Source organism: Streptomyces sp. NPDC127177 (assembly GCF_042672475.1).
Lineage (GTDB): Bacteria > Actinomycetota > Actinomycetes > Streptomycetales > Streptomycetaceae > Streptomyces.
Genome location: NZ_JBHXUW010000001.1, coordinates 301,304 through 327,123 on the forward strand (window position 1 = coordinate 301,304; position 25,820 = coordinate 327,123).

Below are 25,820 nucleotides of genomic sequence, written 5' to 3' on the forward strand. Positions count from 1 at the left end.
ATGCCCCTGAGTCCGGGCTTCATTCCTGCGGGCCCTATTAAATATTTGCGACCGGCCGGCGACCCCACGCGTCGCGCCCGGCGTGTGCCGTGCGTGGCCCGCACCGTCCTGCGCTTTGATCTGAGGAGGAGCGCCGCGTCGTGATCATGGGACGGCCGGACCACAGTTCGTCGAGGGAGCGCCGTACATGACCGCTGAACCGTCCGGTACCCCGCACTGGCTGTTCGGCGATCAGCTCGGCCCTCATTTCGTCGATCCCGCGCGGGGCGGCCCGCACCGGGACGCGCCACTGGTGATGATCGAGGCCAGGAGCGTCTTCCGGCGGAGACGTTTCCATCGCGGCAAAGCGCACCTGGTGCTTTCGGCGATGCGTCACCGGGCGGCGGAACTCGGTGACCGGGTGCAGTACGTCAAGGCGGACACCTATCGCCAGGGCCTGCGCGAGGCCGTCGGGGACGCCCGGGTGACCGTGCACCACCCCACCTCCCACGCGGCCCACGCCTTCGTCAGCGCGCTGCCCTCCGTGCGCGTGCTGCCGGCGCGCGGCTTCCTCGTCACGCACGACGAGTTCAGGAACTGGGCGGACGACCGCGGCACGAAGCACCTTCGCCAGGAGGACTTCTACCGGTGGGTCCGTCAGACGCACGATCTGCTGATGGAGGGGGACCACCCCGCCGGCGGCCGGTGGAACCTCGACCACGAGAACCGTCGGCCGCCGCCCCGCGGCGCCACCGGCCTCGGCGTGCCGGCCCCCTACCGCCCCCGGGAGAGCGACATCGACGCCGAAGTGCGCTCCGACCTCGACCGCTGGTCGCGCGACGGGGACGTGGAGTTCGTCGGTGACGACGCACCTCGCTGGTTTCCCGCCACGCGCCGGGAGGCCCTTGCCGCGCTCCGCCGTTTCGTGGAGCACCGGCTCGCCACGTTCGGCGCCCACGAGGACGCGGTTCTCGCCGGGGACGCGGCGATGAGCCACAGCCTGCTCTCCACCTCGCTCAACCTCGGCCTGCTGGATCCCGCCGAGTGCGTCGAGCGGGCGGAGGCGCGATGGCGGTCGGGCGACGTGCCGCTCAACAGCGTCGAGGGGTTCGTGCGGCAGGTCGCCGGGTGGCGCGAGTACGTCTGGCACCTCTACTGGCACTTCGGCCCGCGATACCGCGCGAGCAATGTCCTGCGCCACCAGGAGCCCCTGCCCGACTGGTTCACCGAACTCTCCCCGGACGGCACCGGCGCGAACTGCCTTTCCCACACGCTGGAACAGGTCAGGTCGACGGGCTGGACCCACCACATTCCCCGACTGATGATCCTCGGCAGTCACGCGCTCCAGCGGGGGTGGGAACCCCGGGCCGTCACCGACTGGTTCCACCGGAGCTTCGTCGACGGCTACGACTGGGTCATGGTCCCGAACGTGGTGGGCATGTCGCAGTACGCGGACGGGGGCCGGATGACCACCAAGCCCTATACGTCCGGAGGCGCCTACATCGACCGGATGAGTGACCTCTGCGGCCCTTGCCGGTACAAGCCGTCCGTACGGGTCGGTGAGGACGCCTGCCCCTTCACCGCCGGATACTGGAACCTCCTGCACCGCCACCGGGACCGGTTCGAACGCAACGTGCGGATGACCCGGGCGGTACGCGGGCTCGACAGGCTCCGGGATCTCGACGCCCTGCTGGAGCAGGAGCGCGACCGCGGCGACTGATCCTGCCGGTTCGTCACGGCACGAACACCGGTCCGGCCGGGTGCGTGGAAGGGCACGAGGCGCGTGGCCGGCCGCTGCGCCTTCCGCGTACCGCACGCCGACCCGTACGCCCGGCTCACCCCGGTCCCGGCCGCACGAGGGGAAGGCCGGCTGCGCGGGCGGCCTCGGCGAGTACCTCGCGCAGCATCGCCGGGGTGAGGCGGCCCGTGAACACGTTGCGCTGGCTCACGTGGTAGCAGCCGAACACCGTCAAGGCGGCAGCGGACCCGTCCGTGGGTGCCAGCGTCGTCCTCGTGCCGTGGCCGAACGGCGGACGCGGGCGAGGTAGTTCCCAACCCGACTGCCGCAGAGCCGGGAGAGTGGCCTGCCAGCCGAAGCCGCCCAGCACGACGACGGAGCGTGCCGTCGGCCGGAGCAGCTGCAACTCGCGAGCCAGCCAGTGACGGCAGGTGTCGCGTTCACCTGTCGTGGGCCGATTGGCGGGCGGTGCACAGTGCACGGGCGCGGTGACCCGCACCCCGTACAGCTCCAGGCCGTCACCCCGGTGCGTCGCCGTGGCCCGGGAGGCCAGGCCGAGTTCGTGCAGCGTCGCGAACAGCAGGTCGCCGGCCACATCACCGGTGAACATCCGGCCGGTCCTGTTCCCGCCGTGCGCGGCGGGAGCCAGCCCCGTGATCACCATCGCGGCGTCCGCCGGACCGAAGCCGGGCACCGGACGCCCCCAGTACTCCCAGCCGCGGAACGCGGCACGCTTGGCGAGAGCGGTCTCCTCCCGCCAGGCGACGAGGCGCCGACACGCACGACACGAGACCAGCCGCGCGTCCAGATCGGTCAGGGTGCGGGCGTCGGCGGCCGCCGACGCCGGATAGTCCTCGCTGCCGGACATGATCAACCCCGTTCGGGAACGGTAGTGGGCGACTGGTGCGCGGCCGTCGCAGCCTCCGGGAAAAATAGCCGGGTTCCGCGCAGATGAGTCCTCTCCACGCCGGAGCGCCCACCGGCACGCAGCGGTCCTCAGGGGTACTACCGGGCTGTGCGCCGTGCGAGGTGGACGGTCACGTCGGCGACGAGATCGACCGTCTCGGGCAGCACTCGTGCGATCTGCTCGAACGCCTGCTCCCGCTCGATGTCCGGCAGCACGAGATAGGCCGAGATGGTCGAGAGGTGGCCGACGTAGTCGCGTGCGCTCACCGTCAGGCGCCGTTCGATCACCGATTGCTGGACATCGGTGAACCACTCGGACCGTCTCAGCTCGGTGCCCGGCCACTGCATCTCGTGTTCAGGAGGTGTGCCGTCCGGGGACGGGATGTCGTCGTCGTCCAGGAACGGCGCCCGCGCCTTGCGGACGGCTTCCCCCACGGCCGGGTCGGCAGGCCGGACCGGCCCGCCGAACGAGGCGAACACACCACCCGGCTCCAGCAGGGCGGCCACCCGAGGCCACCTGCCCGCCGGGTCCGTCCAGTGCAGCGCCGCTGCGGCGTAGACGAGACCGTACGTCTCACCGGCCCCCAGGTCCTCGAAGGAGGCCCGCGCCGTCCGGACAGACGGCGGTACGTGTCGGCGCAGCTCCGCGAGCATGGCCGCGTCGGGTTCGGTCGCGGTGACGTCGACCCCCCGCTGAGCGAAGAGGCGGGTCGCCTTGCCGGTCCCGGCGCCGATCTCGAGGGCTGTGCGTACCGGCTGACCGGCATACGCCATGACTCTGTCGAAGAGGGCCATCGAGTATCCGGGCCGGAAACGTTCGTAGGCTTCCGCCATTGCTCCGAAACTGAGTGCGCGACCGGACATGCCGAGCATCCTGACACGATCCGCGTCCTGATACCCGCTTCCGGCCGCCTGAGGGCTGTCCCGTAATCCCCGGCGGGCGCCAGGGATTACGGGACAGCCCTCAGGCGGCGGGGAGCGCGATTTCTCCGCCGCCGAGCAAATTGGCGTGCCGGGCCGAACCGCTGCGGCTCAGATGACGATGACCCGGCGCCCGCGTGTGTGACCGGCCTGGCTGTCGATGTGTGCCGCCGCGGCCTCGGCCAGCGTGTACGACTTCTCGACCGGGATGTGGAGTCTGCCCCGCGAGATGAGATCGGCCGCCCGGTCGAGCGCTTCCGGCACGCTCCCGGCCACGCCGGAGAAGCGGACACCGAGCTCCGGCGCGTCGAGATCGGCGATGGAGACCACCTTCCGCGGGTCCCCGGTCAGCTCGACGAGCTCGCGGATCACGCCCGAGCCGGCCAGATCGAGCGCCGCGTCGACATGCCCGAGCGAACGCACCCTCCCGACCCAGCCGTCGCCGTACGTCGTGGCGAGGGCGCCCAGGCCGCGCAGGTAGTCCTGGCTCCTGGCGCCGGCCGTGCCGATCACCTTGATGCCGCGGTCGCGGGCGATCTGGAGCACCGCCGATCCGACGCCGCCGGACGCACCACTGGCCAACAGCGTCTGCCCGGGCAGGACGCCGACCTCGCGGATGATGCGCAGCGCGGTCTCCACCACGGAGGGGTATCCGGCCGCCTCCTCGAAGGTCAGCCCCTCGGGCATCCGGGCCCAGGCCGACAGCACGGCGAACTCGGCGTAGGTGCTCGAACCCTCGCCGAACACGTGGTCCCCGACCTCGACCCCTTCGAGGCCATCGCCGACCTCGTCCACCACCCCGGAGGCGTCCAGTCCGACTCCGGCGGGCAACTCGAGCGGATGGGCCTTCAGGATCTGGCCCTCACGGACCCTCCAGTCGACGGGGTTCACCCCCGCCGCCCGTACGGCGATGCGTATCTGACCGGGGCCCGCGTGGGGCTCCTCGGCGTCTACGAGTTGCAGGACGTCCGGACCGCCGAACTCGGCGAAGCTCACTTTCCTCATACGGAGGAACGTAACACTAACCGTTAGTGTTTCGGAACCGTTACTCCTTTGTATTTGATAGCGTCAGTGCATGACTGAGCCGTCCGGACGCCGTGAGCGCAAGAAGGCCGCGACCCGCCAGAAGATCGCTGACGCCGCCCAGCGGCTCTTCCTGGAACGCGGCTACGACGCGGTGGGTATCCGCGACGTGGCCGCCGAGGCCGACGTGGCCGTGACCACCCTCTTCTCCCACTTCGCCTCCAAGGAGGCCCTGGTCTTCGAACAGGACGAGAACTTCGAGCAGCGCCTCGCGCGGGCGGTCACCGACCGGGCACCGCACTCGCCGCTCATCCCCGCCCTGCGCGACGAGATGCAGGCCCTGGTGCGACACTGCACTGAGGCCGGGGCCGCCCCGATCTGGCGTATGATCGACGAGTCGGCCGCTCTGCGGGAGTACGAGGAGTCGATGCGGCTGCGCCACGCGGAGTCGCTGGCCGCGGCCATCGCCGCCGATCTCGATCTGTCCCCGGCCACGACGGCCTGCCGGACGATCGCGAGGTTCGTGGTCGACGCCCACTCGCTCGGCCGCGAATCGCCCGAGCCGGAGGCGGCTGTGGACGAGATCTTCCGGATGATCGAAGCGGCGTGGGAGGTCACCGGTCCTGCTCGACGCGAGTGAGGCGTGAGCAGTCCGTCCCTCCACGCGGGGCGGGAGCAGGAACCGGCCGGCGGCCGGTCAGAGGCGCACGTCGCCGCACAGGTGAACCCGGAGCCCCAACTCGGCGAACAGTGCGGCCTTCGCCCGCAGGGCGCTGTCGGCCGTAGCGGCGTCGGGGGCGTAGGCCACGTTCAGGTGGTTCGCCTTGTGCCGGGCCATGAACTGATCGCGCGTCACCCCGTGCAGGACCGCGTGCATGATCGGCCACTGCGGGTTGGTGGCGTCGAGCCGCCGACGGGTCTCCTCCTCGGGCAGGGCGACCACGCTCGCCCGCCCGAGATCCACGTGCAGGGAACCGTCCATGATGAACACGCGGGACCATACGATCTCGCCCGGCTTCGAGACTCCGCTGAGGGTCCCGCCACCGAGCGGGAAGAACATCGGCGGTTGCCGCATCGACCACGACCTGTCGTAACCGCCGTGGTGGGAGGCGGGTACCGAGCCGGAGATCTCGAAGACCCAGACGAACCGGCCGTCGTACTCCTCCCCCCAGCGGATGTCGTGCAGTGTGGTCGCCGGGTCGAGCCCCATCGCGGTCCAGATCCGGTTGGTGACGAGCGAGTCGACGGCCACACCCTCGTCGACCTCGTTGAAGTGCGGCAGCGGGGCTCCCGCGTACAACTCCCGGGAGCCGTCCCGGGAGAGCACCGCCGGGCGCTCCACGTTGTTCAGCAGGCCCTCGGCCAGATCGCTGGCGGGGACGGTGTCCTTGAGGCCCTGCTGGTACTGGATCCCGACGGCGTCGAGCCCGAAGTCGTCGGCGATGCGCAGTGCGGCGACATACATCCGGAACTGGCTGAGCAGTTGCGCGTCGGTGAGCTCGGTCGCCTCGTCGGTGCCCGTGTGGAAGGTCATCCCGGCGGCGTCCAGCCAGTCGCGTACGGCTTGCGCCTCCTGGTCGGTGACCCTGTTCATCTCGACGACGAGAGCACTCTGGGACAGACGCTCCTTGTAGATGCCCAGAGGGTTGAGGAGTTCGTCGTCGATGATCGCGTTGTACATGCCCATGCAGCCCTCGTCGAAGACCCCGATGATGGCCTTCTCCGTGCGCAGCCGCTGGGCCAGCGCGACGCCCAGTTCGGTCTCCGCGTCGGCCGGCAGCGGGGGAAGCGGCCTCACGTGCGCGGTGTCGTGGGTGAGGACCCCGGTCTCCAGCCAGGTGCGCAGCCCGTCGCGGGCCCACTCGTCGGTGAAGTCCTCGCTCCACAGCGCCGAGTAGGACACGCCTGCCTTGGTGAGGCTGCCGGTCAGGTTCAACAGACCCACCAGGCCCGGGAATTCGCCGCTCCAGTTGGCGACGACGAGTATCGGCCCACGGTGGGTGCGCAGCCCTGCAAGCACATGGTGGCTGTACTGCCAGACACCTTCCACGACGATCAGCGGTGCGTCCGGCGGCAGTTGCCGGAAGACCTCGATACCCGCACGCTGGCTGTCGATGAAGCCGTGCCCCTTCTCCTCGTCGACGGGGTGGCCGCGGCGCACCGTCCGGCCGAGGTCGGTGAGCGCGGCGGCCAGGTCCGCTTCGAGCTTCTGCTGGGAGGGCCACCCGGTGACGTTGGCGGCGGGGCGCAGATCGCCACTGGCGACGGTGTACACGACACCGGGCTCGGCGACGGGCGGGGTGACGGGCTGCGGAACTGTGTAGGGCATACGGAAACTCCAAGGGTGTGAACGAGGTGGACAACGTGGGAAAGGGGGCCGGGGGTCGGCCCGGCCCGCGAGGGGCCGGCAGGAGGCGCCGGTCCGCAGCGGCGTACCGGCGCCTCCTGCGGATCGGTGGATCAGCGGGTCTGGAGGTCGGCCAGGGCGTGCACGACGTGGGACGACGCCGGATAGAGCTCGCGGTACAGGGCGTACAGCTCGTCGTAGCGGGACGTCATCTCCGGGCGCGGAGCGACCACCTCCTCGACCGGGTTCCAGGCATCGATGCGGGCGTCGGTGACGAGCTGGGCGGCGAGCAGCGCCCCGCCGTACGAGGCGCCGACGGAGATGGCGCGCACCTCCTGGGGTCTGCCGGTGACGTCGGAGACGATCTGGGTCCACAGCCGTCCTTGGGTGCCGCCGCCGACGGCGACGACCCGGCGGATGTCGCCGCCCGCCGCCTCGATGGCCTCGATGTTGTGCCGCACCCCGAACGCCGTGCCTTCGAGCGCGGCCCGGTACAGGTCCCCTCGGGTGTGGGAGAGCGTGAGGCCGGCGATGACGCCGCGCGCCCGCGGGTCGGTGACGGGGGTCCGCTCTCCGGCGAAGTACGGGAGCATCAGCAGGCCGCCCGCACCGGGCCCGGACTCCTCTGCGAGACGCAGCAGTTGCCGGTAGTCGTCGCTGCCGAAAAGTTCGCGCAGCCAGCTCGTGACGGCGCCCGAGGTGGCCATCCCGCCGGCGAGGTTGCGGGTGTCCGGCAGGGCGCCGACGGTGCTCCAGAGCGAGGGATCGCGAAGGAGGCCGGGCACGGTGTGCACGAGGAACATCGTCGTGCCGTACATGAGCATCAGATCACCGATGCCGTGTGCGCCGACGCTCAGCGCCTCGGCCCAGGCGTCGATGGTCCCGGTGGTGACCGGGATGCCCGCCGGCAGGCCGGTCAGGCGGGCGGCCCCGGCGGTCACCGTGCCCGCCGCCTCGCCGGACCAGCTCAGCGGCGGGAGTTCGACGCCCGGGGCGATCCGGCCGGCCCACGGGGCGTACCAGTCACGGGCCAGGGTGTCGTAGAGCGGGGTGCACTGGCTGGCGGAGTGATGGTCGAGGACATACTCGCCGGTGAGCTTGCGGACCAGCCAGGAGCTGGGCATGTAGAGCCTGCGGGCGCGGCGGAAGAGCTCCGGCTCCTGCTCGCGGACCCATGCCACCTTGCCGCCCGCCGCCTGGGTCGTGAGCCGCGAACCGCAGCGGCGAGTGATCTCGTCGGCGCCCAGCTCCCGCTCCAGACTCTCGTTCCGGTGGACGGATCGCGTGTCCACGCCGTAGAGGATCGCCGGGCGCAGGGGGAGGTCGTCGGCGTCGGTGAGCAGCACACAGGGGCCCATGCCGCTGACGCCGACCGCGACCACATCCGTCTCCTGCGCCGAGGTCAACTCGCGGCAGAGGGAGACGAATTCGTCCCACCACACGTCGGCGTCCATCTCGACGTGCCCCGGAGCGGGACGGTCGACGGAGTGTTCGCGGACGGCTGTGTGCAGCAGGGTGCCGTCGAGGGCGACCAGGACGCCTTTGCTGCTCGACGTTCCGATGTCCACGCCGATGACTGCTGAGGAGGGCATGCGCGCACCACTTCTCGGTCGATGGCCGCCGGGGGAGGGGCCGTTCATTTCAGGCCGGAGGTCTTGATGGACTCGACCATCTGGCGTTGGAAGACGAGGAAGAGCGCCAGCATGGGCAGCACGGCGACCGCCGCGGCGGCCAGGATGTAGTTCCAGTTCGCGCCGTACTGGCTGGTGAAGGAGGCGATTCCGACCTGTGTGACGGTGAGGTCGGCGCTGCTGGTGGACACCAGGGGCCAGGCGAACTGGTTCCAGTTCGCCAGGAAGAAGAACACCGCCAGCGCCGAGAGGATGGGCCGGGACAGCGGGAGGACGACGTTCCAGTACACCCGCCAGTAGCCGCAGCCGTCGACGATCGCCGCCTCCTCGAGTTCCTTGGGTATGCCCAGGTAGAACTGGCGGAGCAGGAAGATCCCGAAGGCGTTGAAGACGAGCGGGATGATCAGGCCCGCGTAACTGTCCAGCATCCCGAGTTCGCGGACGATGATGAACAGCGGGATGAGGATGACGGGCGCGGTGATCAGCAGCGTCGAGAAGATGACGGCGAAGATCGAGTCGCGGCCGGGGAACTTCAGCCGGGCGAGCGCGTACGCGGCCATGGAGTGGAAGAACAGGGCCGCGACCGTGATGACGGCGGCCATGACGAAGCTGTTCAGCAGCCAGCGGCCGAACGGCACTTGGGTGAAGACGTAGGTGAAGTTGTCCCAGGTGAAGTCCTGCGGAAGCAGCTTCCCGTCGGTGACGGTGGCCCGGGACTTGAAGGACGACGAGATCATCCAGAGGATCGGGAAGAGGCTGAGCAGGGACAGGACGACCGCGAGGGCCGTGAGCCCGCCGCGCCTGCCGACACGCCTGCGGACCGGGGTGACGGTTTCACTCGCCATCGTCGAACCTCCCGCCCTTCGTGAGCTTGAAGATGACCCAGGACAGCACGATCATGATCAGCACCAGGAAGGTGCCGAGCGCCGAGGCGTAGCCGTACTCACCGAAGACGAACGCCTGTTGGTAGATGTAGAACATGGCCACCGCCGTGCCGTTGGCCGGACCGCCGGCCGTGAGTACGTAGACCAGGTCGAAGGTGCCGGTGATGGCGGCGACCGTGGTCATGAGGAGGACGAAGAAGCTCGTCGGTCGCAGCAGCGGCCAGGTGATCTTCCGGAAGGAGGTCCATGCCCCGGCACCGTCGATCTTGGCCGCCTCGTAGTACTCCTTGGGGATCTCGTTGAGACCCGCAAGAAAAATGATCATGTAGTACCCCATCATGTACCAGACCGTGACGAGAATGACGGAGTACAGGGCGAGACCGGGGTCGCCCAGCCAGGACTGGGGGTCGATGCCCAGCTTGCCGACGGCCTTGTTGGCGACGCCGGTCTGCTCGTCGAACATGAACTTCCACAGCAGGCCCGCGACGACCAGACTGAGCATGTACGGCATGAAGAGAGCGGTCCTGTAGACGGCCATGCCCGGAAGCTTCTGCTTCATCAGGATGCCGAGACCGAGACTCACACCGAAGAGCACCGGAACGAGGATGACCACGTACTTCGCCGTCACCAGCATCGAGGACCAGAAGTACGGGTCGTTGAACATCCGCTCGTAGTTGCCGAGCCCGATCCACTGGTACGAGCCGAAACCGGAGACCTGGAAGAAGCTCAGGAAGACCGAGAAGAACATCGGCAGGACCACGAAGACGAGCAGACCGAGTCCGTCGGGCAGCAGGAAGAGCCCGGCCGCCAGCCATTCCCGGTGCTTGCGGCTCATCCCGCGCCGCGTCGGGCGTTCCGTAGCGGCGGACGCGGGGGCGGCCGGCCGGCGCCGGGTTGCGATGCTGCTCATATCAGGCTCGCCCCCTGGTAGCTCTTCATGTACGCCTCGATGGTCTGCGCGGCCCGGTCGGCCTCTCCGTCGACACCCTTGCCGCCGAGCATCGTGGCCTGGACGGCATCCGAGATCGCCTTGTACACGACCGGTGGGTAGCGCGGCTCGGCCCGGCCCCCCGGAAAGATGTCGTCCTTGAACCTCTTCATGGCCCAGGAGTCGTACCCGCCCCTGTCGGTCGCCACCTTGAGCGCGGAACTGCGGGGCGACACATCCGACTTGACGTCGGTGCACCAGCTGACGGTGCGGTTGACGGACTGCTCGTTCATCCGTCCGAGCGCCCATCCGCAGAACTCCGCCGCCGCATCGGGGTCACGGGACTGGGTGCTGGCGCAGAAGGACCAGCCGCCCAGCGCTGTCGCGTACCGGCCGCCCGGTGGTGTGGGCAGCCGGAAGACGCCGTACCTGTGCTGGGGCGCGGCCACCTTGAAGGTCGAGACCATCCAGATGCCGCTCTGCCACATACCGGCCTGACCCGCCTTGAAGGCGCTCAACTGGTCGCCGGCGGCGGGCTTCGTACGCGGTGTGATGCCGTGGCGTACGGCGTCCTGCCAGAGGGCGAGCGCCTGCCGGGTGGCCTTGGAGTCGAAGGCCACGTTGCCGTTCTTGTCCAGGACGTCTCCGCCGCCCTGCCACATCCAGCAGTACCAGGTGAAGTTCTGGAAGTAGCCGGGATCGGTCTCGAAGACGAGTCCGGCGCCACCGCCCTTGGCGCGGAGTTTGTCGCCGACATCGAGAAGCTGGTCCCAGGTGGTCGGGATATCGGCCTCGGACAGGCCGGCCCGCTCCCAGTTGGGCACGTTGTAGAAGATCGCCAGCGGCTCGACCTCCATGGGCAGGGCGTAGACCTTGCCGTCCACCATCCGGCTGGTCAGGGCCGTCCCGTAGTCCGCGACGGCCTGCTTGTCCATGTGCGGGGTCAGGTCCGCGAGGATGCCGCCGTTCTGGTAGCGCAGGAAGTCACCCGGGCTGAGCAGGAAGATGTCGGGGCCCGCCCCCGACGCGAAGGCGGTGACCATCTTCGAGCCCTGGTAGCTGATTCCGGGGACGAAGAACGGCTCGACCTTGACGTCGTGCGTGTCGTTCCAGTCCTTGATCAGATCGTCGAACCATTTCGCCTGGCCGCGCATGGCCGGGTCGGAGGAGTGGGAGTCGTAGAAGTGCCAGAACTTGAGGGTGCCGCTGTCGGCCTCGGCCGTGGCGCCGCAGCCGGTCAGCAGCGGTGTGGCGGCGGCTGCGGCCACGCCCCCCGCCGCCGTGCCGAGGAAGCGGCGGCGTGACGGTGTGGCCGGGACGACGGCGCCGTTGCCGTGCTGGAGCATTGCGTGCTCCCGTCTCTCTGTGTGTGTGCCTGTCGGGGAGTGGTGCGGATGCCGGGCGGTCCGGCCGACTGCTACATGTGTGTGTCGACTTCCAGGTCCAGCAGCCCGGGAGTGGCAGGCAGGGACGCTCCGGCCGGCCGGTCCAGGTAGAAGAGGGAGGTCGACGCGATGTCGTCGTGGTTCTGCCGGTAGCGGTGCGGGAGCCCGTTCCCGTGGCCCCGGGCGATCCCGAGGCACTGCACGGTCACCCGCAGGTCGTCCTGGAAGCGGACCGGGTCCAGGACGTGCCAGCGGTACATCCCGAAACGCTGCTGGCTGTCGTAGAGCCCGTCCGGCTTCAGGATCTGGTGGAGACCGAGGTACGGAGTGGTGAACGCGGTGTAGCCCCGGCCGGGGACGTCGAAGTTCCAGGCGCCGCCGAAGTAGTCCTCGGTGCCCGTGCCGCAGATCGTCGGCCACTCCTCGTCGCCGTCCAGGAAGAACTTCAGCTCGCCCTCGCCCCACCATCCGGGGCTGTTCACGGCCCAGGCCAGATAGGTGCCGACGTACTGGCCGGAGCCCTCGACGCCCTCCAGCAGCGTGTGGTCCGTGCCGGGCGTCACCGGGTTGCTGCGGCGCCACTGGGCGTGGAAGTACGCCGCGTCGTCCGCCACTTCGCCCAGTTCGTAGTCGATCTGGTAGTAGAGCGTCAGCTGCTCGGCGGCCAGGTTCTCCAGCGTGATCCGGGCCTTGCGCCGGAAGGGCATCGGCCAGTACGCGTTGAACCCACCGTTCGGGTTGGCGGCCACCGGGATCGAGCTGACCTGGCTGAAGACGTTCCAGCCGTGGCAGAAGAAGTCGCCGAGGGGTACCTCGACGGCGGGGGTCTGCTCCCCCTCCCAGTAGAAGCGCAGCAGGGTCTGGCGCCAGGCCGCGTGCGGGGCCGTGGTGCACCAGATGTGGGTGAGTGTGCCGGGCCCGTCGATGTCGGCGAGCACGACGGTCTCTCCCGCCGCGATGTCGATGCTGGGAGAGATCTTCCAGCCACGTCCGAGCCGGCCGGCGGCGAGGGCGCCGGTGCCATCGGTCGCCATGCCGCCGGCTCCCTTGGCTCCGGTGACGTTCTCCGCGCTGATGGAACGCGTGACCGCGCTGCTGGTACGGGCGAGTCCGGCCAGTCCGGGGGCGATGCTCATCAAAACTCCGTCGTGAAATCGATTTCTTGATGGTGGAGGGGGAAGTCCCTCCCTGCATGTCCTGAATTGTGGATGCGGAACCCGTCGCCCTCATCGGGGCCCGACAGGTACGTCTTGAAATCCGTTTCACGGGAACGTAGGTTTCCCGCCAGACGCTGTCAAGAGGATGCGCGGGAACGGGACCGGGGGACCGGCCGGTCCCGATCGGGGCGCGGGAGCGGACAATGACCGGCAGAGCTGCGCGAGGCCACCGCCCGCGCCCGGACGAGGGGTTGAGTGAGAGGGCAGTGGCGACGATCTATGACGTGGCGCGTGCGGCCGGGGTCTCCCCGGCAACGGTGTCGCGCGTTTTCAACGGTGGCAGGGTGACCGAGGAGCGGGCCGAGAACGTACGCAGGACCGCGGCCGCGATGGGCTTCGCCCCCAACCGGGTCGCCCGCTCCCTGCGGATGCAGCGGGCCTCGGTGATCGGCCTGATCATCCCGGACATCGGGAACCCCTTCTTCACCGCTCTCGCCCGTGGGGTGGAGGACGCCGCGCAGAAGACGAACCTCTCCGTGGTGCTGTGCAACACGGACGAGGACGTCGACAAGGAGCACCGCTATCTGGAGGTCGCGGCGGCCGAGCAGATGGCCGGCGTCATCGTCGCCGCCGCGTCCCGCCACCGAACGGACCTGTCGACGCTCGTCGATCGCGGCACCCCGGTCGTCGCCGTCGACCGGCGCCCGCGCGGCGCCTCGGTCGACGCCGTCATGATGGACAACCAGCACGGCGGCGAGGAGGCCACCGCGCATCTGCTCAGCCGCGGCTACCGGCGCATCGCGTGCATCGCCGGACCCGAGGGCGCCTCCACATCGGACGAGCGCCTCGCCGGATACCGGGCGGCGCTGCAGGACCACCTGCGGGAGACCGGGCAGGGCCGACCGCCCGCCGAGTACGTCTGCCACGGGGACTTCCGGGTCGAGGGCGGGCGGGCCGCCATGGAGCGGCTGCTGGAGCTGCCCGAACCTCCGGACGCGGTGTTCGTGGCGAACAACCTGATGACGGTGGGCGCGCTGGCGGCGCTGCGCGACGCGGGCCGCGAGCCTCCGCGCACCGGCCTGCTCTCCTTCGGTGACGTCCCCTGGCCGGAGCTCGTCACCCCCTCGCTGACCTCGGTCCAACTCCCCTCGTACGAACTGGGATTCACCGCGGCGGGGCTGCTGCAGGAACGCCTCGCGGGTGTGGACAAGCCACTGCAGACGGTGGTCCTGCGCACGTCCCTCCAGGCCCGGGAGTCGACCGGTGGACCGGTCCTGTGACGGCCGGTCCGCCACGCGCCCCGCACGCCCGACCAAGGCACACGACCGCACACGGACCCAGGAGAGGGGACCACGGATGACAGGCATCGTCCGCTTCGCCGACGACCACGGAACCGTCCGGACCGGGATCGCAGACGGATCCGGGGGCATCAGGAGCCTGGCGGCGCCCCGTGTCGCCGACCTGCTGCGGCTGCCGCTGGAACGGCTGCGTGCCCTGGTCGAGGACGCTGCCGCCCGCCGGCCGGACACCGACCGGGACAGCGTGCTCGTCCTGCCCCCGGTGGACGGACTGATGGAGCTCTGGGCGGCCGGGGTGACGTACGAACGATCGCGGGCGGCCCGGGTCGAGGAGAGCACCGAGCAGTCGGTGTACGAGCGGGTCTACGAAGCCGAGCGCCCCGAACTCTTCCTCAAAGCGCTGCCGTGGCGCCTGGTGACGGACGGCGAACCGATCGCCGTGCGCGAGGATTCCGAGCTCAACGTCCCGGAGCCGGAACTCGGCCTCGTGCTCAACCGGACGGGCGAGACGGTCGGTTACCTGATCGTCGACGACGTCAGCTCACGTTCCATCGAGGGCGAGAACCCGCTCTATCTGCCGCAGGCCAAGATCTACGCCGGAAGCGCGGCCGTATCGTCGGCCATCGTCCCGGCCTGGGAGATGGCGGCCCCCGACGCGCTGGAGATCTCCCTCGTCGTGTGGCGGGACGGGGCCGCCGTGTACCGGGCGACGACCTCCACCTCCGCGTTCCACCGGTCCCCGCAGGGCCTGGTGGAACACCTCTGGCGCTGCCAGCCCTTCCCGGACGGGGCGGTGCTGTCCACCGGCACCGGCATCGTGCCCGGTCTCGACTTCACCCTCCGCGCCGGTGACACCGTCGAGACGGCCGTCGACGGTCTGGGGTCCCTGACCAACACCGTGTCGGTGGGCCGGGCGGGTCACGACTGGCTCGTCGACGCGCTGGACCGCCCGCAGGTGCGCCGCGAGCACAGGAGGACCGGTGTTCAGTGCCAGGAGACCTCGGTGGAGGCGAAGTAGGCCGGCCCGCGTTCGCTCCGGACACGGCCGTGGTGGGCCAGTCGCGTCCGGTGCTCCGCCCACTCCGGCGCCCGCCCGCACCAGGCCGCCTCCGCGGCCGAGGCGAGCCGGGGCAGGAGCAGCAGGGTGACGTCGTCGAGTCCCTCGAACCGCTCGGCGAACACGGTGGCTTCCACACCTGCGACGCTCTGGTCCGGGATCCCGCAGGCGGCGGGTTCCCAGGCCGCCGTGTGCCGGACGGTAGCCGCCGAAGCCTTGCTCGTCTGGGACACGCTGGACCCCGCCACGGCCGTCCAGAAGGTCTTCACGGCCGGCGCTACTCCGGAATGGTCATGAACATGGGCCAGCGCACATCCGACTGGGGTGACGGCCAACGACCTGGTCACGCCTGGTGTGTTCAACCATGGCCGTTCCGTCGACCTACGACTACGCGCCGGCCCAGCGGGGCCGGGCCCACGCCCCGCGCCCCCGGTCAGCGCTCGACGACACCGGTCAGCCGGGCACGGCCGAGGACAGGTGAGGTGACCACGGGCAGGAGGGCGCGGGGTCTCACCCGCTCCACCGGAGTGCCGCCGGGCGCGTCCTCCACGGGGGCCGAGAGGGCGAACAGCTCGAAGACGTAGTGGTGCGGCCCGTGGCCTTTGATGGGCGCCGGGCCGTGGTAGCCACGCCCGATCGTGGAGCGCAGCACCCGCACCCCGGCACCGGGCCGCCGCGCCGCCAGGGCGCCGGGTTCCAGGTGTCCGACCGCCGGGTCGACCAGGGCGACGCAGTGCACGGCGGGCTTGGGCAGCGGAACGTCGATGTCCTCCATGACGAGGAGGAGTTGCACGGTGCCGGGCGGCGGAGGAGTCCACGCCAGATGGGGGGACAGGTCGTCGCCGCCGATGTTCTTCGCGCAGTGCGCCGGTGGCAGGGTCCCGCCGTCGCTGAAGTCCCGGCTGGTCAGAGTCGGCTGCTCGGGACCCAGCAGGTTGGGCAGATTCCACGCCAGGTGGCGTTCGCCCGCCCTGCGGTTGCTCAGAAGTCGGCCGAGCAGGCTCATCGGGTGGCCTCGGCCTTCTGGACGACCTCGGCGGTGGTGGCGGTCTCGCCGAGTTTGGGGAAGACGCGCTCGATGCTGTGCCGGTGGGCGTCGGCGTCGGGGTCGCTCATGGCATCGGTTGCCAGGACGACGTGGTAGCCGTGGTCCGCGGCCGACCGGGCGGTCGACTCGACGCCTCCGCTGGTCGAGAGCCCGGCGAGCACGACCTGGGTGACGCCCAGATCGCGCAGCAGGGTGTCGAGCCCGGTGTCGTGGAAGGCGCTGCGGCGGCGCTTGGTGATCAGGTGGTCGGTCGGCTGCACGTCGAGCGCGTCGATGAGGTCGGCCCAGCCGGCCGGCGGCGCCTCGCTCCGTCCCGGCGACCGGGCCTCGGTGCGCCCCGGTGCCCGTCCGGTGACGTTGACGAGGACCACGGGCAGGCCGTGCCGCCGGAACTCGGCGGCCAGATGGCTCGCCCGATGGACGGCGGCCTTCACCGGAGCGCCGGTGTGGGCCGAGACGATGCCCTTCTGCAGGTCGATCACGACGAGCGCGGACGACGGGTCGATCGTTGTGAGTGTCATGGCGTTGTCTCTCCTGTGGAAGTCGGCAGGCCGGCGGGGGCGCCGCGGGTTGCCGCCGTGTGCGGTCCCCGGGTCCCGGGGGCGTTGTTGTCGCCGCGCAGCAGGGAAGCGATCGCGGCAAGGACGGCCAGGACGGCACCGAAGGCGAACACGATGACCAGGCCGGAGTGGAAGGGCCCGGAGATCAGACTCGGGAAGAACTCGCGGCCGGTCAGGGTCTGTTGCTGCGCGGTGGTCAGGTGGGTCAGGACGCCGCTCGGTTCGAGCAGGTGCTGGACCGGATTGACGCCCAGCTGGGCGGCGAACAGGGACGAGACCGGGGGCAGGCCGCCGACCTCGGTGGCGACGTGCACCGGCACGCCCTGCTGTTGCAGGCCGCTGGTGAGGGTGTGCGGGAGGCTGCCGGCCAGCCCGGCGATCATGAGGGAGAAGAACACACCGATGGAGACGGCGGTACCGGAGTTCTGGAACGTGGCACGCATGCCGGAGGCGACCCCGCGCAGCGGCGCGGGCACACTGCCCATGATCGATGAGGAGTTGGGCGAGGCGAACATCCCGCTGGCGATACCGTTGAGCGCGATCAGCACCGCGAAGATCCAGTAACTGAAGTCGATCGGCAGGAGCATCAGGCCGAGGAAGCTGGCGCCGAACAGCAGCGCGCCGCCGGTGGCCAGGCCCCGGGAGCCGATCCGGTCGGACAGATAGCCGGACACCGGGCCCGCGGCGAGAAATCCCGCGGTCAGGGGCAGCATGAAGATGCCGGCCCACAGCGGTGTGTCGCCGTAGTCGTAGCCGTGCAGCGGCAGCCAGATGCCCTGCAGCCAGATGATCAGCACGAACTGCATCCCGCCGCGGCCGATCGAGATGGCCAGGCCCGCCAGGTTGCCGAAGGTGAAGGCCCGCCTGCGGAAGAGACTCAGCTGGATCATCGGCGCGGAGAAGCGGTTCTCGATGATGACGAACGCCGTCAGCAGAATCAGTCCGCCGGCGATCAGCCCGTCGACCAGCGGGTTGGTCCAGCCCATGGTGTGCCCGCCGTAGGGCTGCAGGCCGAAGGTGACCGCGATCAGGACCGCGCTGAGGCCCACCGCGAAGGTGATGTTGCCCCACCAGTCGATCCGTCCGCCACCGCTCCTGCCGGTCTCGCGCAGGGTGCGGTAGGCCCACACCGTGAAGAACACGCCGACGGGCACGTTCACCCAGAACACCGCGCGCCAGTCCCAGGCCGACAGCAGACCGCCGGCGACCAGGCCGATGAACATTCCGGCCAGGGCGGCGACCTGATTGATGCCCAGGGCGAAGCCGCGTTGTTCCTCGGGGAAGGCGTCGGTCAGGATCGCGGCCGAGTTCGCCGTGAGCATCGAGCCGCCGACGGCCTGGAGCAGACGCCAGACGATCAGCCACATCGCTCCGTGGCCGCCGTCGAAGGGGTCGAAGGACAGCAGGACCGAGGCGAAGGTGAAGACCGCGAACCCCGAGTTGTAGATCCGGACCCGGCCGTACATGTCTCCCAGCCGGCCCACCGTGACCACCAGGACCGCCTGGACCAGCCGGTATCCCATGATCATCCACAGCAGATAGGCGATGTTGCCCGGAGCCAGGGGATCGAGGTGCACGCCGCGGAAGATCGCCGGCAGGGCGATCAGCACGATGGAGCCGTCCAGCGCGGACATGAAGACCGCGGCGGTCGTGTTCGACAGCGCTGTCCACTTGTACCGGTCGTCACCGGACGGGCGACGCGGAACGCGCGTCTTGGCGAGATCCTTCATCAGCTTGGTTCCTCGGATCGCTTCCTCGGGGTTGCGCCGGCGTCAGATGTTCTGGGCGAGCCGTTCCAGCAGCGGTGCGGCCGCAGCGAGCCGCTTCAGCTCCGCCTCGGTGAAAGCGCCGTCGGTCAGCGCGTGGGCGAGGAGCTCGGTCCGCGCGTTGCGCTTGTCCTTGAGCGCCTGGAGACCGGCGTCGGTCACCGTCAGCACCACGCGCCTGCCGTCCTGCGGATCCGGGTGCCGGTCGACCAGACCGCGCGCCCGCAGCGCACCGAGCGTCGCCCCCATGGCCTGTGCCGTGATCTGCACCTCCCTGGCCAGTGCCGAGGAGGTGGTGGGGCCCGAGCGGTCCAGGCGTGAGAGGGCTGTCCGTTCGGGCATCGTCAGTCCGCCCTCGACCGGCACTTGGCGCACGCGTCGCACCAGCATGCTGAGGCTCGCCAGCAGGGCCGATGCGACACCTTCGGGGTCCAGATCGTCGTCCATAAACCCTAAGGCTACTTTATCAATCTTCCTTAGGGTTATGGGGTCCGGCAGCGCGGGAGGGCACCTGGCCGCACTGCGTCCGCCGTGGACTCTCGTTAGCGTGGTCGTGCAGGCAGGTGCCCGCGACGAACAGGGAGTCCGACGATGCCCGCACCACAGAATCCGGCGAGGGGCGACATGGGGCGGCGTATCGCTACGCGTCGCATGCAGCTCGGGCTGTCCCGACAGGACGTGGCCCTGCGTGCGGCTGCGGCGCCCGGCTACATCGAGTACGTGGAGGAGCAGCCGGCGTCTCCGGGCGTCGGCTTCATGCTCCGGCTGGCGAACGCTCTCGAAACAACCGTCGAGGATCTGACCGGTGGGACCGCGGAACTGCCCACCGGGCTCGCGAGAGCGGCCCAACAGGCCCAGATGGTGGAACTGGACGAAACGGATTCCTGGACGCTGCTCGGTGATCACGGTGTGGGCAGGGTGGCCCTGGCAAGTGGTGACGGTCCGGTCGTGCTGCCCCTGAACTACCAGGTGCTGGACGGTGAGGTCATGTTCAGCACGGCGGAGCACTCCCCGTTGGCCACGGCCGAAGGTACCGAGATCGCCTTCGAGGCCGATCACATCGACGACGCCTTCAGCAGGGGCTGGAGCGTACTGCTCGTCGGACCTGTCCGGGCCGTGACGGACGAGGACGCCGCCCGCCGGTTCCGGGAGGCGGCGTACTCGAGCCCGTGGGCCGGGGAAGGCCGTGAGAGCGTCATGGTGCTGGCACCCCGCCGCGTCACCGGTCGCCGGATCGTCGTGCCCGGTGCGCCGGGCGACGTCGGCTGAACTCAGGTCGGCGCGCCCCGTCGCCCCCGAACCGTGTGGGCGACCGCCGCCTCGGCCGTTCCCGGCCGGGCGAGGGCCGACGGGCCACCTTCGTGGCCGCGGGGCGCCACGCTCATACGGCGGGCAGACCCAGTTCGGTGCGCCGCCGCTCCTCGATGGACTCGATGCGCTGCGCCTGCTCGTCGGTGATCACGTCGCACACCCAGTCCCAGTGCAGCGCCACCCGGTCACCGGAGCAGAGCCCGTCGAGCAGCGTCCGCCCACCGGCCGAGCAGCGCACGGTCTCCTCCCGCCACGCGCCGTCGGAGAGGCCGGCACCGTCCCAGCACAGCGGGCGCGACCGTACGGTCGCCACATCGGGGCCGGCTTCGAGGACCACCCCCGTACGGATACGGCACTGTTCGAGCACGGAGAGAGCGGTCGGGTGTCCACTCGACCGCAGCATCGCCGCCCAGGGATACACCTCGAACACCTGGAAGCTGTGATGGGCCAGCGCCCGCCCGCCGGCCTCGCGCCAGGTGCCGCCGAGCTGCCCCCGGAACCGGTCGGTGATGCGCTCCACCAGAGCGGCCGGGGCCGCCAGGTCCAGCAGCTCGTTGCCGATCCAGTAGGCCTCGACCACCCGCGCATCGAGCGGGTCATCGAGCCCCGCGGCCTCCGCGAGGAACTGGAGGTAGCACCAGGCCCCCTCGAACTGCCGGGCCCGTCGCTCGATGTCGGCTGTCGCGTCGCGGCGCAGGAGACCCGCCGCGTCGGCGGGACCGCAGTAGCCGAGCTCGTTGGGCGGATAGGCGTAGCGCGCGAACAGCAGGGCGCCCTCGGCACTCACTCAGCAGATCCTCGGTAGTTGTTCGCCGATCGGCAGCCCGATCACCCGGCTTCCGCCCAGCATCGTCCTCGCGACGACCATCCCGGCGTGCTCAGGCACGCAACTGCCGATCCTGCACGCGCTCCGGCCCAGCGGGTGCGCCCGCATCGCGTCCAGCACCCGGTCCGAGTCCTCGGCCGGGACGATCGCGACGAGCTTGCCCTCGTTGGCCACCTGGAGCGGATCGAGCCCGAGCAGACTGCACGCGTCGCGCACCGCGGGCGGCACGGGCAGTGCCTGCTCGACCAGATCGATGCCCACGTCCGAGGCGCGCGCGATCTCGTTCAGGGAGGCCGAGACACCTCCGCGCGTGGGATCACGGAGCACGTGGAGGTCGGAACCGGTGGCGAGCATGGCGGCCACCAGGGTGTGCAGTGCGGCGGTGTCGCTCTCGACAGTCGTACCGAACTCCAGGCCCTCCCGGCAGCTCATCACGGCCACACCGTGCACGCCGATGTCACCGCTGACGAGGACGGCGTCGCCGGGGCGTGCCCGGCGCGCGTGGATGTCGACGCCCTCGGGAACCACACCGATACCCGAGGTGTTGAGGTAGACCCCGTCACCACTGGCGCGCTCCACGACCTTCGTGTCGCCGGTGACCAGGCGTACGCCCGCGGTGTCGGCGGCCCGGCCCACGGCCTGGGCGATCCGGCCGAGGACACTCAGTCCGGTGCCCTCCGCGAGGATGAAGGCGGTCGACAGGAAGAGCGGGGTGGCCCCCGACATGGCGAGGTCGTTGACCGTACCGTTCACCGCCAGGTCACCGATCGACCCGCCGGGGAAGAACATCGGCTTCACCACGAACGAGTCGGTGGAGAACGCGATCCGGGTACCGGTACCGACCGTCAGGACGGCGGAGTCACCGAGGTCGGCGGCCGCCGCGGCACCGTAGGCGGGCAGGAAGAGGTGTTCGATCAGTTCCGCGGACATCGCTCCGCCGCCCCCGTGACCCATCACCACGGAAGGGCTGTCACGCAGGGGTACGGGGCAGGTCCAGCCTTCGAAGTCGAGGTCGGGCACCGCTGCCTGTACGCCGGTCATGTCCTGCATCGCGTCAGTCACTTCGCATCGACCAGTTCCAGCCGGCGGTGGGTGTAGTACGCGGCGCAGGCGCCCTCGGTGGACACCATCGTCGCGCCGAGCGGGTTCCTCGGCGTGCACTCCTTGCCGAATGCCTCGCACAGGTGCGGTTTGATGAGGCCCTGCAGGACTTCACCCGAGCGGCAGAGCGACGATTCGGCCGTGTGGATACCCGTCACGTCGAACCGCTGCTCCGCGTCGAACTCCCGGTACTTCGCCGACAGCCGCCAGCCGCTGCGGGGAATCGCCCCGATACCGCGCCAGGTCCGGTCCGTCACCTCGAAGACATCCGCGAGCATCTTCATGGCAGGCGCGTTGCCCTCGGCGCGGACGGCCCTGGGATAGGCGTTCTCCACCTCATGGCGGCCGGCTTCGAGCTGGACGACGGTGCGGCGTACGCCTTCGAGGATGTCCAGTGGCTCGAAGCCGGTGACCACGATCGGCACCTTGTACTTCTCGGCGAGGGGCGGATATTCGGCCGTCCCCATCACACTGCACACGTGCCCCGCGGCGAGGAACGCCTGTACCCGGCAGGTCGAGGACTCCATGATCGCGGCGATCGCGGGCGGCACCAGCACATGTGACACCAGCAGCGAGAAGTTCCGGACACCGAGCTGCTTCGCCTGGTACACCGTCATCGCGTTCGCGGGTGCGGTGGTCTCGAACCCGATCCCGAAGAAGACGACCTCACGGTCCGGGTTCTCGCGGGCCAGCTTCAGCGCGTCGAGGGGCGAGTACACCACCCGTACGTCACCGCCGGCGCTCTTCACGGAGAACAGGTCCTGACTGCTGCCGGGCACCCGCAGCATGTCGCCGAACGAGCAGAAGATGACACCGGGCCGGGCTGCGATCGCCAGCGCCCGGTCGATGGTCTCCAGCGGCGTCACGCAGACGGGGCAGCCGGGACCGTGGATCATCTCCACGCCGTCCGGGAGCAGTTGGTCGATGCCATGCCGGATGATCGAGTGGGTCTGGCCGCCGCAGACCTCCATCATCGCCCACTTCCGCGTGGTGACGGCGCGGATCTGGTCGATGAGCTTCTTCGCGAGCTCGGGGTCGCTGAACTCCTCGAGGTACTTCACTGGCCGGCTCCTTCGGGGGATGCGCTCTGCTGGGCTGCGAGTTCGAACCCGTCGCCGAACTCCTCGGCGAGGATTCCGAGCCGGTCGAAGTTGGCCAGAGTGTCCTTGGCCGACCGTTCGTCGAGGCGCTGGATGGCGAACCCGACGTGCACGATGACGTATTCACCGACGGTCACATCGGGGATGTACTGGAGGCACACCTCCTTGCGCACTCCGCCGAAGTCGACCTCGGCCATGACGGTGCCGTCGACCTCGGCGGTACTGAGGACACACCCCGGAACAGCCAGACACATGGTCCCTCTTCTCTGTGGATCTCTCGTTGTACGGGCGCGCTGCGCCGTCAGCCCGACGCGGCGATCATGAGCTGGCCCAGCGCGATCCCGCCGTCGTTCGGCGGGAGCAGCCGCGGCCGCAGCACGGTGAACCCCTTTGCGGTCAGGGCGTGTTGCGCGGCCTCGAGCAGAACGGCGTTCTGGAAGACGCCACCGCCCAGCGCCACCGTGCCGAGGCCGGTGCCGGTGCGGGCGTCCTCGGCGAAGCCGGCGATCAGAGCGGCCACGGAGGCGTGGAAGCGCGCGGCGATCACCCCGGCGGGGACACCGGCCCGTACGTCCGACACCACGGCGCGGACGACCGGTCCCGGATCCGCGACAGCGGGCCCCTCTCCCGTACCGGGCAGGATCTCGAAGCGGTAGCAGCGCTTCGCGGCGGCGGCTTGTGCCCCCGTGGTCCGGGCCATCCCCTCCAGCTCCATGGCGGCCTCCGCCTCGTACGACACCTCGTGGCGGACACCGGCCAGTGAGGCGACCGCGTCGAAGAGCCGGCCCATGCTCGATGTGGGCACACAACCGAAGCCGGTGGCGAACTGGTGGGCCAGGACGGCGCGTTCCGCGGCCGGGCAGGCCCGGACGGCGGGCAGGTCCTCGTCCCAGGTGAGACCGGCCGCGTGCAGGTGCGCGAGAGCCATCCGGTACGGCCGCAGCACGCTCGCGTCGCCCCCGGCCAGCGGAACGTAACCCAGGTGGCCGGCCCTGCGGAACGACGCGTAGCCGGCCACCAGGACCTCACCGCCCCAGGCCGCGCCGTCGTCGCCGTGGCCCGTGCCGTCGAAGGCGATGCCGATCACGCGTGCGTCCGGTCCCATGCCGTGCTCCGCCATGACGGACACGATGTGCGCGTGGTGGTGCTGCACGGTTCGAACAGGCCGCCCGGACGCATGGGTCCGGGCCCAGCCCCCGGAGTGGTAGCCGGGATGGCGGTCGGCCACCAGCACCGTGGGCTCCACTCCCGTGAGGTCCTCCAGGTGCCTCTCGGTCCGGGTGAGCGCGTCGACCGTGGACAGGTCGTCCATGTCACCGATGTGCTGACTCAGCCACGCGTACCGTCCCTCGCCCAGCGCACAGGTGTTCTTCAGGTCGGCGCCTACGGCCAGCGTCGGCGGCACGTCGAAGGGCAGCGCGAGCGGCAGCGGGGCGTAGCCGCGCGAGCGGCGCAACGGCAGTTCGGCACCGGCCACATAGCGGCTGACCGAGTCGTCGCACGGCACATGGATCCGCCGGTCGTGCCGCAGCCACGCGTCGACCAGCGGCGCAAGGACGGTCAGTGCGTCGGCGTCGTCGGTGACGATCGGCTCGCCCGACAGATTGGCCGACGTCATCACCAGCGCGTCCGGGCCGGGGTCGTCGTCACCGATCCCGAAGAGCAGTACGTGCAACGGGGTGTACGGAAGCAGGAGTCCGAGGTACGGGCTGCCGGGCGCCACGGCATCGGACACCCCGCCCCCGGGCCCGGCGGTGAGCCTGGGCAGCAGCACGATCGGGCGGCGCCCACCTGTCAGCAGCTCCTCCTCGTCCGGCGTCACGGTCACCAACTCCCGTGCCACACCGAGGTCAGGGACCATCACCGCGAAGGGCTTCCCGCCGCGCCGCTTGCGCCTGCGCAGCTCCGTCACGGCCGCGGCGTTACGGGCGTCGCACACCAGGTGGTACCCGCCGAGTCCCTTGACCGCGACGATCCCGCCGTCGGCGAGGAGTTTGCGCGCGGTGCGCAGCGCGTCCTCGTCCCGGGACACGGAAACCCCTTCACCGCCGAGGAGTTCGAGCCGGGGTCCGCAGTCCGGGCAGGCGATGGGCTGGGCGTGGAAGCGTCGGTCGCGCGGATCCTCGTACTCCGCGCGGCAGGCACCGCACATCTCGAAGTCCGCCATCGTCGTCGCCGCCCGGTCGTACGGAAGGCCGGTGACGATCGTGAACCTGGGACCGCAGTGCGTGCAGGTGATGAAGGGATGGCGGAAGCGCCGGTTCGACGGGTCGGCCAGCTCGTCGAGGCAGTCGAGGCAGGTGGCGACGTCGGGGGAGACGAGTGTCCTGGCCCGGTCGGCAGCGCCGGACCGCTCGATGGTGAAACCCGTGCCGCCCCGGGTCGGCTGATCGCTGGAGCGCACGTCCTCGACGACCGCCAGCGGCGGGGCGTCGGCACGCAGCCGCCGGCCGAACTCCGCCACGGCCTCGGCGGCTCCCTCGACCTCGGCGAGCACCCCGTCACCCGTGTTCGTCACCGTGCCGCTGAGCATCAACTCGCAGGCGGTGACGTAGACGAAGGGCCGGAACCCCACGCCCTGCACGACGCCCCGCACCTCGAACCGGCGCCGGACCCCCTCCGCCCGGCCGCGCCCCATCATCTCCAGGCCCGACATGGCCTCCCGGGCCTTCGCCCGGTCGATGAGCTCGACGGCGAAGCCCATGTGCAGAAGTACCCAGTCGTCGCAGCCGGGCGGATCGTCGAGCATGCCGATGTTGACGCGCCTGCGGGCGCCTTCCACGTCCACCAGAGCCAGTTGGCCCGCGTACCCGTCCACGATCTCCACGACGCGGCCAGGAATGCCTAGGCACAT

24 protein-coding genes are annotated in these 25,820 nt (G+C 70.2%); 5 read left to right on the top strand and 19 right to left on the bottom strand.

The window, feature by feature from the left end:
• Positions 1-187: 187 nt before the first annotated feature.
• Positions 188-1,699, top strand: coding sequence for a cryptochrome/photolyase family protein (locus ACFVJX_RS01315; protein ID WP_384123407.1), 1,512 nt, complete (start codon positions 188-190; stop codon positions 1,697-1,699).
• A gap of 115 nt (positions 1,700-1,814) precedes the next feature.
• On the opposite strand, the gene ACFVJX_RS01320 is transcribed toward ACFVJX_RS01315, so the two are convergent.
• From ACFVJX_RS01320 to ACFVJX_RS01330, 3 genes are all read right to left on the bottom strand, one after another.
• A complete protein-coding gene (locus ACFVJX_RS01320; RefSeq protein ID WP_384123405.1) occupies positions 1,815-2,585 on the bottom strand; it encodes a uracil-DNA glycosylase in 771 nt (256 codons plus the stop codon).
• Between the two features lie 137 nt (positions 2,586-2,722).
• Positions 2,723-3,457, bottom strand: coding sequence for a class I SAM-dependent methyltransferase (locus ACFVJX_RS01325; RefSeq protein WP_384123403.1), 735 nt, complete (start codon positions 3,455-3,457; stop codon positions 2,723-2,725).
• A gap of 198 nt (positions 3,458-3,655) precedes the next feature.
• Positions 3,656-4,549: an NADP-dependent oxidoreductase gene (locus ACFVJX_RS01330; RefSeq protein ID WP_384126657.1), complete on the bottom strand. Its 894-nt coding sequence runs from the start codon at positions 4,547-4,549 to the stop codon at positions 3,656-3,658.
• 70 nt (positions 4,550-4,619) lie between these two features.
• Between ACFVJX_RS01330 and ACFVJX_RS01335 the strand changes: the two genes are divergently transcribed.
• On the top strand, positions 4,620-5,207 hold the full coding sequence (locus ACFVJX_RS01335) for a TetR/AcrR family transcriptional regulator (RefSeq protein ID WP_384126659.1): 588 nt from the start codon (positions 4,620-4,622) through the stop codon (positions 5,205-5,207).
• Between the two features lie 57 nt (positions 5,208-5,264).
• On the opposite strand, the gene ACFVJX_RS01340 is transcribed toward ACFVJX_RS01335, so the two are convergent.
• The 6 genes from ACFVJX_RS01340 to ACFVJX_RS01365 all read right to left on the bottom strand — a co-directional run bounded on the left by ACFVJX_RS01340 (position 5,265) and on the right by ACFVJX_RS01365 (position 12,878).
• On the bottom strand, positions 5,265-6,896 hold the full coding sequence (locus ACFVJX_RS01340) for a fucose isomerase (protein WP_384126660.1): 1,632 nt from the start codon (positions 6,894-6,896) through the stop codon (positions 5,265-5,267).
• Between the two features lie 131 nt (positions 6,897-7,027).
• Positions 7,028-8,506, bottom strand: a complete 1,479-nt coding sequence (locus ACFVJX_RS01345; protein WP_384126661.1) for an FGGY-family carbohydrate kinase — start codon at positions 8,504-8,506, stop codon at positions 7,028-7,030.
• A 44-nt stretch (positions 8,507-8,550) separates the two neighbouring features.
• Complete coding sequence (locus ACFVJX_RS01350; RefSeq protein WP_384126663.1) at positions 8,551-9,390, bottom strand: carbohydrate ABC transporter permease; 840 nt, start codon at positions 9,388-9,390, stop codon at positions 8,551-8,553.
• Complete coding sequence (locus ACFVJX_RS01355) at positions 9,380-10,339, bottom strand: carbohydrate ABC transporter permease (RefSeq protein WP_384126664.1); 960 nt, start codon at positions 10,337-10,339, stop codon at positions 9,380-9,382. Before ACFVJX_RS01355 ends, ACFVJX_RS01350 begins: the two co-directional genes overlap by 11 nt.
• Entirely contained in the window at positions 10,336-11,703 is a 1,368-nt protein-coding gene (locus ACFVJX_RS01360; RefSeq protein WP_384126666.1) for an ABC transporter substrate-binding protein, read from the bottom strand. The genes ACFVJX_RS01355 and ACFVJX_RS01360 overlap by 4 nt, the downstream gene beginning before the upstream one ends.
• A 71-nt stretch (positions 11,704-11,774) precedes the next feature.
• Positions 11,775-12,878: a glycoside hydrolase family 172 protein gene (locus ACFVJX_RS01365; protein WP_384126667.1), complete on the bottom strand. Its 1,104-nt coding sequence runs from the start codon at positions 12,876-12,878 to the stop codon at positions 11,775-11,777.
• Positions 12,879-13,165: 287 nt separating this feature from the next.
• Between ACFVJX_RS01365 and ACFVJX_RS01370 the strand changes: the two genes are divergently transcribed.
• Both ACFVJX_RS01370 and ACFVJX_RS01375 read left to right on the top strand, forming a co-directional pair.
• Entirely contained in the window at positions 13,166-14,179 is a 1,014-nt protein-coding gene (locus tag ACFVJX_RS01370) for a LacI family DNA-binding transcriptional regulator (RefSeq protein ID WP_384126669.1), read from the top strand.
• Between the two features lie 76 nt (positions 14,180-14,255).
• Complete coding sequence (locus tag ACFVJX_RS01375; protein ID WP_384126671.1) at positions 14,256-15,215, top strand: fumarylacetoacetate hydrolase family protein; 960 nt, start codon at positions 14,256-14,258, stop codon at positions 15,213-15,215.
• Here ACFVJX_RS01375 and ACFVJX_RS01380 read toward each other — a convergent pair.
• From ACFVJX_RS01380 to ACFVJX_RS01400, 5 genes are all read right to left on the bottom strand, one after another.
• Complete coding sequence (locus ACFVJX_RS01380) at positions 15,182-15,523, bottom strand: family 20 glycosylhydrolase (RefSeq protein WP_384126673.1); 342 nt, start codon at positions 15,521-15,523, stop codon at positions 15,182-15,184. The genes ACFVJX_RS01375 and ACFVJX_RS01380 overlap by 34 nt on opposite strands.
• Before the next feature lie 164 nt (positions 15,524-15,687).
• Positions 15,688-16,260 (bottom strand): YbhB/YbcL family Raf kinase inhibitor-like protein, encoded by a 573-nt coding sequence (locus tag ACFVJX_RS01385; RefSeq protein ID WP_384126674.1) that lies wholly within the window; start codon positions 16,258-16,260, stop codon positions 15,688-15,690.
• Positions 16,257-16,823 (bottom strand): cysteine hydrolase, encoded by a 567-nt coding sequence (locus tag ACFVJX_RS01390; RefSeq protein ID WP_384126675.1) that lies wholly within the window; start codon positions 16,821-16,823, stop codon positions 16,257-16,259. The genes ACFVJX_RS01385 and ACFVJX_RS01390 overlap by 4 nt, the downstream gene beginning before the upstream one ends.
• Positions 16,820-18,592, bottom strand: a complete 1,773-nt coding sequence (locus ACFVJX_RS01395) for an MFS transporter (protein WP_384126677.1) — start codon at positions 18,590-18,592, stop codon at positions 16,820-16,822. Before ACFVJX_RS01395 ends, ACFVJX_RS01390 begins: the two co-directional genes overlap by 4 nt.
• Positions 18,593-18,634: 42 nt before the next feature.
• Positions 18,635-19,075: a MarR family winged helix-turn-helix transcriptional regulator gene (locus ACFVJX_RS01400; protein ID WP_384126679.1), complete on the bottom strand. Its 441-nt coding sequence runs from the start codon at positions 19,073-19,075 to the stop codon at positions 18,635-18,637.
• Between the two features lie 144 nt (positions 19,076-19,219).
• Between ACFVJX_RS01400 and ACFVJX_RS01405 the strand changes: the two genes are divergently transcribed.
• Positions 19,220-19,897: a helix-turn-helix domain-containing protein gene (locus ACFVJX_RS01405; protein WP_384126680.1), complete on the top strand. Its 678-nt coding sequence runs from the start codon at positions 19,220-19,222 to the stop codon at positions 19,895-19,897.
• Positions 19,898-20,009: 112 nt separating this feature from the next.
• On the opposite strand, the gene ACFVJX_RS01410 is transcribed toward ACFVJX_RS01405, so the two are convergent.
• Genes ACFVJX_RS01410 through hypF form a run of 5 tightly spaced genes read right to left on the bottom strand, consistent with a single transcriptional unit; the run spans position 20,010 to position 25,820 of the window.
• Positions 20,010-20,726: a DUF6390 family protein gene (locus tag ACFVJX_RS01410; RefSeq protein WP_384126681.1), complete on the bottom strand. Its 717-nt coding sequence runs from the start codon at positions 20,724-20,726 to the stop codon at positions 20,010-20,012.
• Positions 20,727-21,815 (bottom strand): hydrogenase expression/formation protein HypE, encoded by a 1,089-nt coding sequence (gene hypE / locus ACFVJX_RS01415; RefSeq protein WP_384126796.1) that lies wholly within the window; start codon positions 21,813-21,815, stop codon positions 20,727-20,729.
• Positions 21,816-21,823: 8 nt separating this feature from the next.
• A complete protein-coding gene (hypD, locus tag ACFVJX_RS01420; protein WP_384126683.1) occupies positions 21,824-22,927 on the bottom strand; it encodes a hydrogenase formation protein HypD in 1,104 nt (367 codons plus the stop codon).
• Positions 22,924-23,220 carry a HypC/HybG/HupF family hydrogenase formation chaperone gene (locus ACFVJX_RS01425; protein WP_384126684.1) on the bottom strand — a complete coding sequence of 99 codons (297 nt, stop codon included), beginning with the start codon at positions 23,218-23,220 and terminating at the stop codon, positions 22,924-22,926. The genes hypD and ACFVJX_RS01425 overlap by 4 nt, the downstream gene beginning before the upstream one ends.
• A 47-nt stretch (positions 23,221-23,267) precedes the next feature.
• Positions 23,268-25,820, bottom strand: a complete 2,553-nt coding sequence (gene hypF, locus ACFVJX_RS01430; protein WP_384126685.1) for a carbamoyltransferase HypF — start codon at positions 25,818-25,820, stop codon at positions 23,268-23,270.

Bases quoted from the DNA above. Each gene is read 5' to 3' on its own strand.
- ACFVJX_RS01315 (WP_384123407.1), top strand. From the start codon at position 188: ATGACCGCTGAACCGTCCGGTACCCCGCACTGGCTGTTCGGCGATCAG.
- ACFVJX_RS01320 (WP_384123405.1), bottom strand. From the start codon at position 2,585: ATGTCCGGCAGCGAGGACTATCCGGCGTCGGCGGCCGCCGACGCCCGC.
- ACFVJX_RS01325 (WP_384123403.1), bottom strand. From the start codon at position 3,457: ATGGCGGAAGCCTACGAACGTTTCCGGCCCGGATACTCGATGGCCCTC.
- ACFVJX_RS01330 (WP_384126657.1), bottom strand. From the start codon at position 4,549: ATGAGGAAAGTGAGCTTCGCCGAGTTCGGCGGTCCGGACGTCCTGCAA.
- ACFVJX_RS01335 (WP_384126659.1), top strand. From the start codon at position 4,620: ATGACTGAGCCGTCCGGACGCCGTGAGCGCAAGAAGGCCGCGACCCGC.
- ACFVJX_RS01340 (WP_384126660.1), bottom strand. From the start codon at position 6,896: ATGCCCTACACAGTTCCGCAGCCCGTCACCCCGCCCGTCGCCGAGCCC.
- ACFVJX_RS01345 (WP_384126661.1), bottom strand. From the start codon at position 8,506: ATGCCCTCCTCAGCAGTCATCGGCGTGGACATCGGAACGTCGAGCAGC.
- ACFVJX_RS01350 (WP_384126663.1), bottom strand. From the start codon at position 9,390: ATGGCGAGTGAAACCGTCACCCCGGTCCGCAGGCGTGTCGGCAGGCGC.
- ACFVJX_RS01355 (WP_384126664.1), bottom strand. From the start codon at position 10,339: ATGAGCAGCATCGCAACCCGGCGCCGGCCGGCCGCCCCCGCGTCCGCC.
- ACFVJX_RS01360 (WP_384126666.1), bottom strand. From the start codon at position 11,703: ATGCTCCAGCACGGCAACGGCGCCGTCGTCCCGGCCACACCGTCACGC.
- ACFVJX_RS01365 (WP_384126667.1), bottom strand. From the start codon at position 12,878: ATGAGCATCGCCCCCGGACTGGCCGGACTCGCCCGTACCAGCAGCGCG.
- ACFVJX_RS01375 (WP_384126671.1), top strand. From the start codon at position 14,256: ATGACAGGCATCGTCCGCTTCGCCGACGACCACGGAACCGTCCGGACC.
- ACFVJX_RS01385 (WP_384126674.1), bottom strand. From the start codon at position 16,260: ATGAGCCTGCTCGGCCGACTTCTGAGCAACCGCAGGGCGGGCGAACGC.
- ACFVJX_RS01390 (WP_384126675.1), bottom strand. From the start codon at position 16,823: ATGACACTCACAACGATCGACCCGTCGTCCGCGCTCGTCGTGATCGAC.
- ACFVJX_RS01395 (WP_384126677.1), bottom strand. From the start codon at position 18,592: ATGAAGGATCTCGCCAAGACGCGCGTTCCGCGTCGCCCGTCCGGTGAC.
- ACFVJX_RS01400 (WP_384126679.1), bottom strand. From the start codon at position 19,075: ATGGACGACGATCTGGACCCCGAAGGTGTCGCATCGGCCCTGCTGGCG.
- ACFVJX_RS01405 (WP_384126680.1), top strand. From the start codon at position 19,220: ATGCCCGCACCACAGAATCCGGCGAGGGGCGACATGGGGCGGCGTATC.
- hypE (WP_384126796.1), bottom strand. From the start codon at position 21,815: ATGCAGGACATGACCGGCGTACAGGCAGCGGTGCCCGACCTCGACTTC.
- ACFVJX_RS01425 (WP_384126684.1), bottom strand. From the start codon at position 23,220: ATGTGTCTGGCTGTTCCGGGGTGTGTCCTCAGTACCGCCGAGGTCGAC.
- hypF (WP_384126685.1), bottom strand. From the start codon at position 25,820: ATGTGCCTAGGCATTCCTGGCCGCGTCGTGGAGATCGTGGACGGGTAC.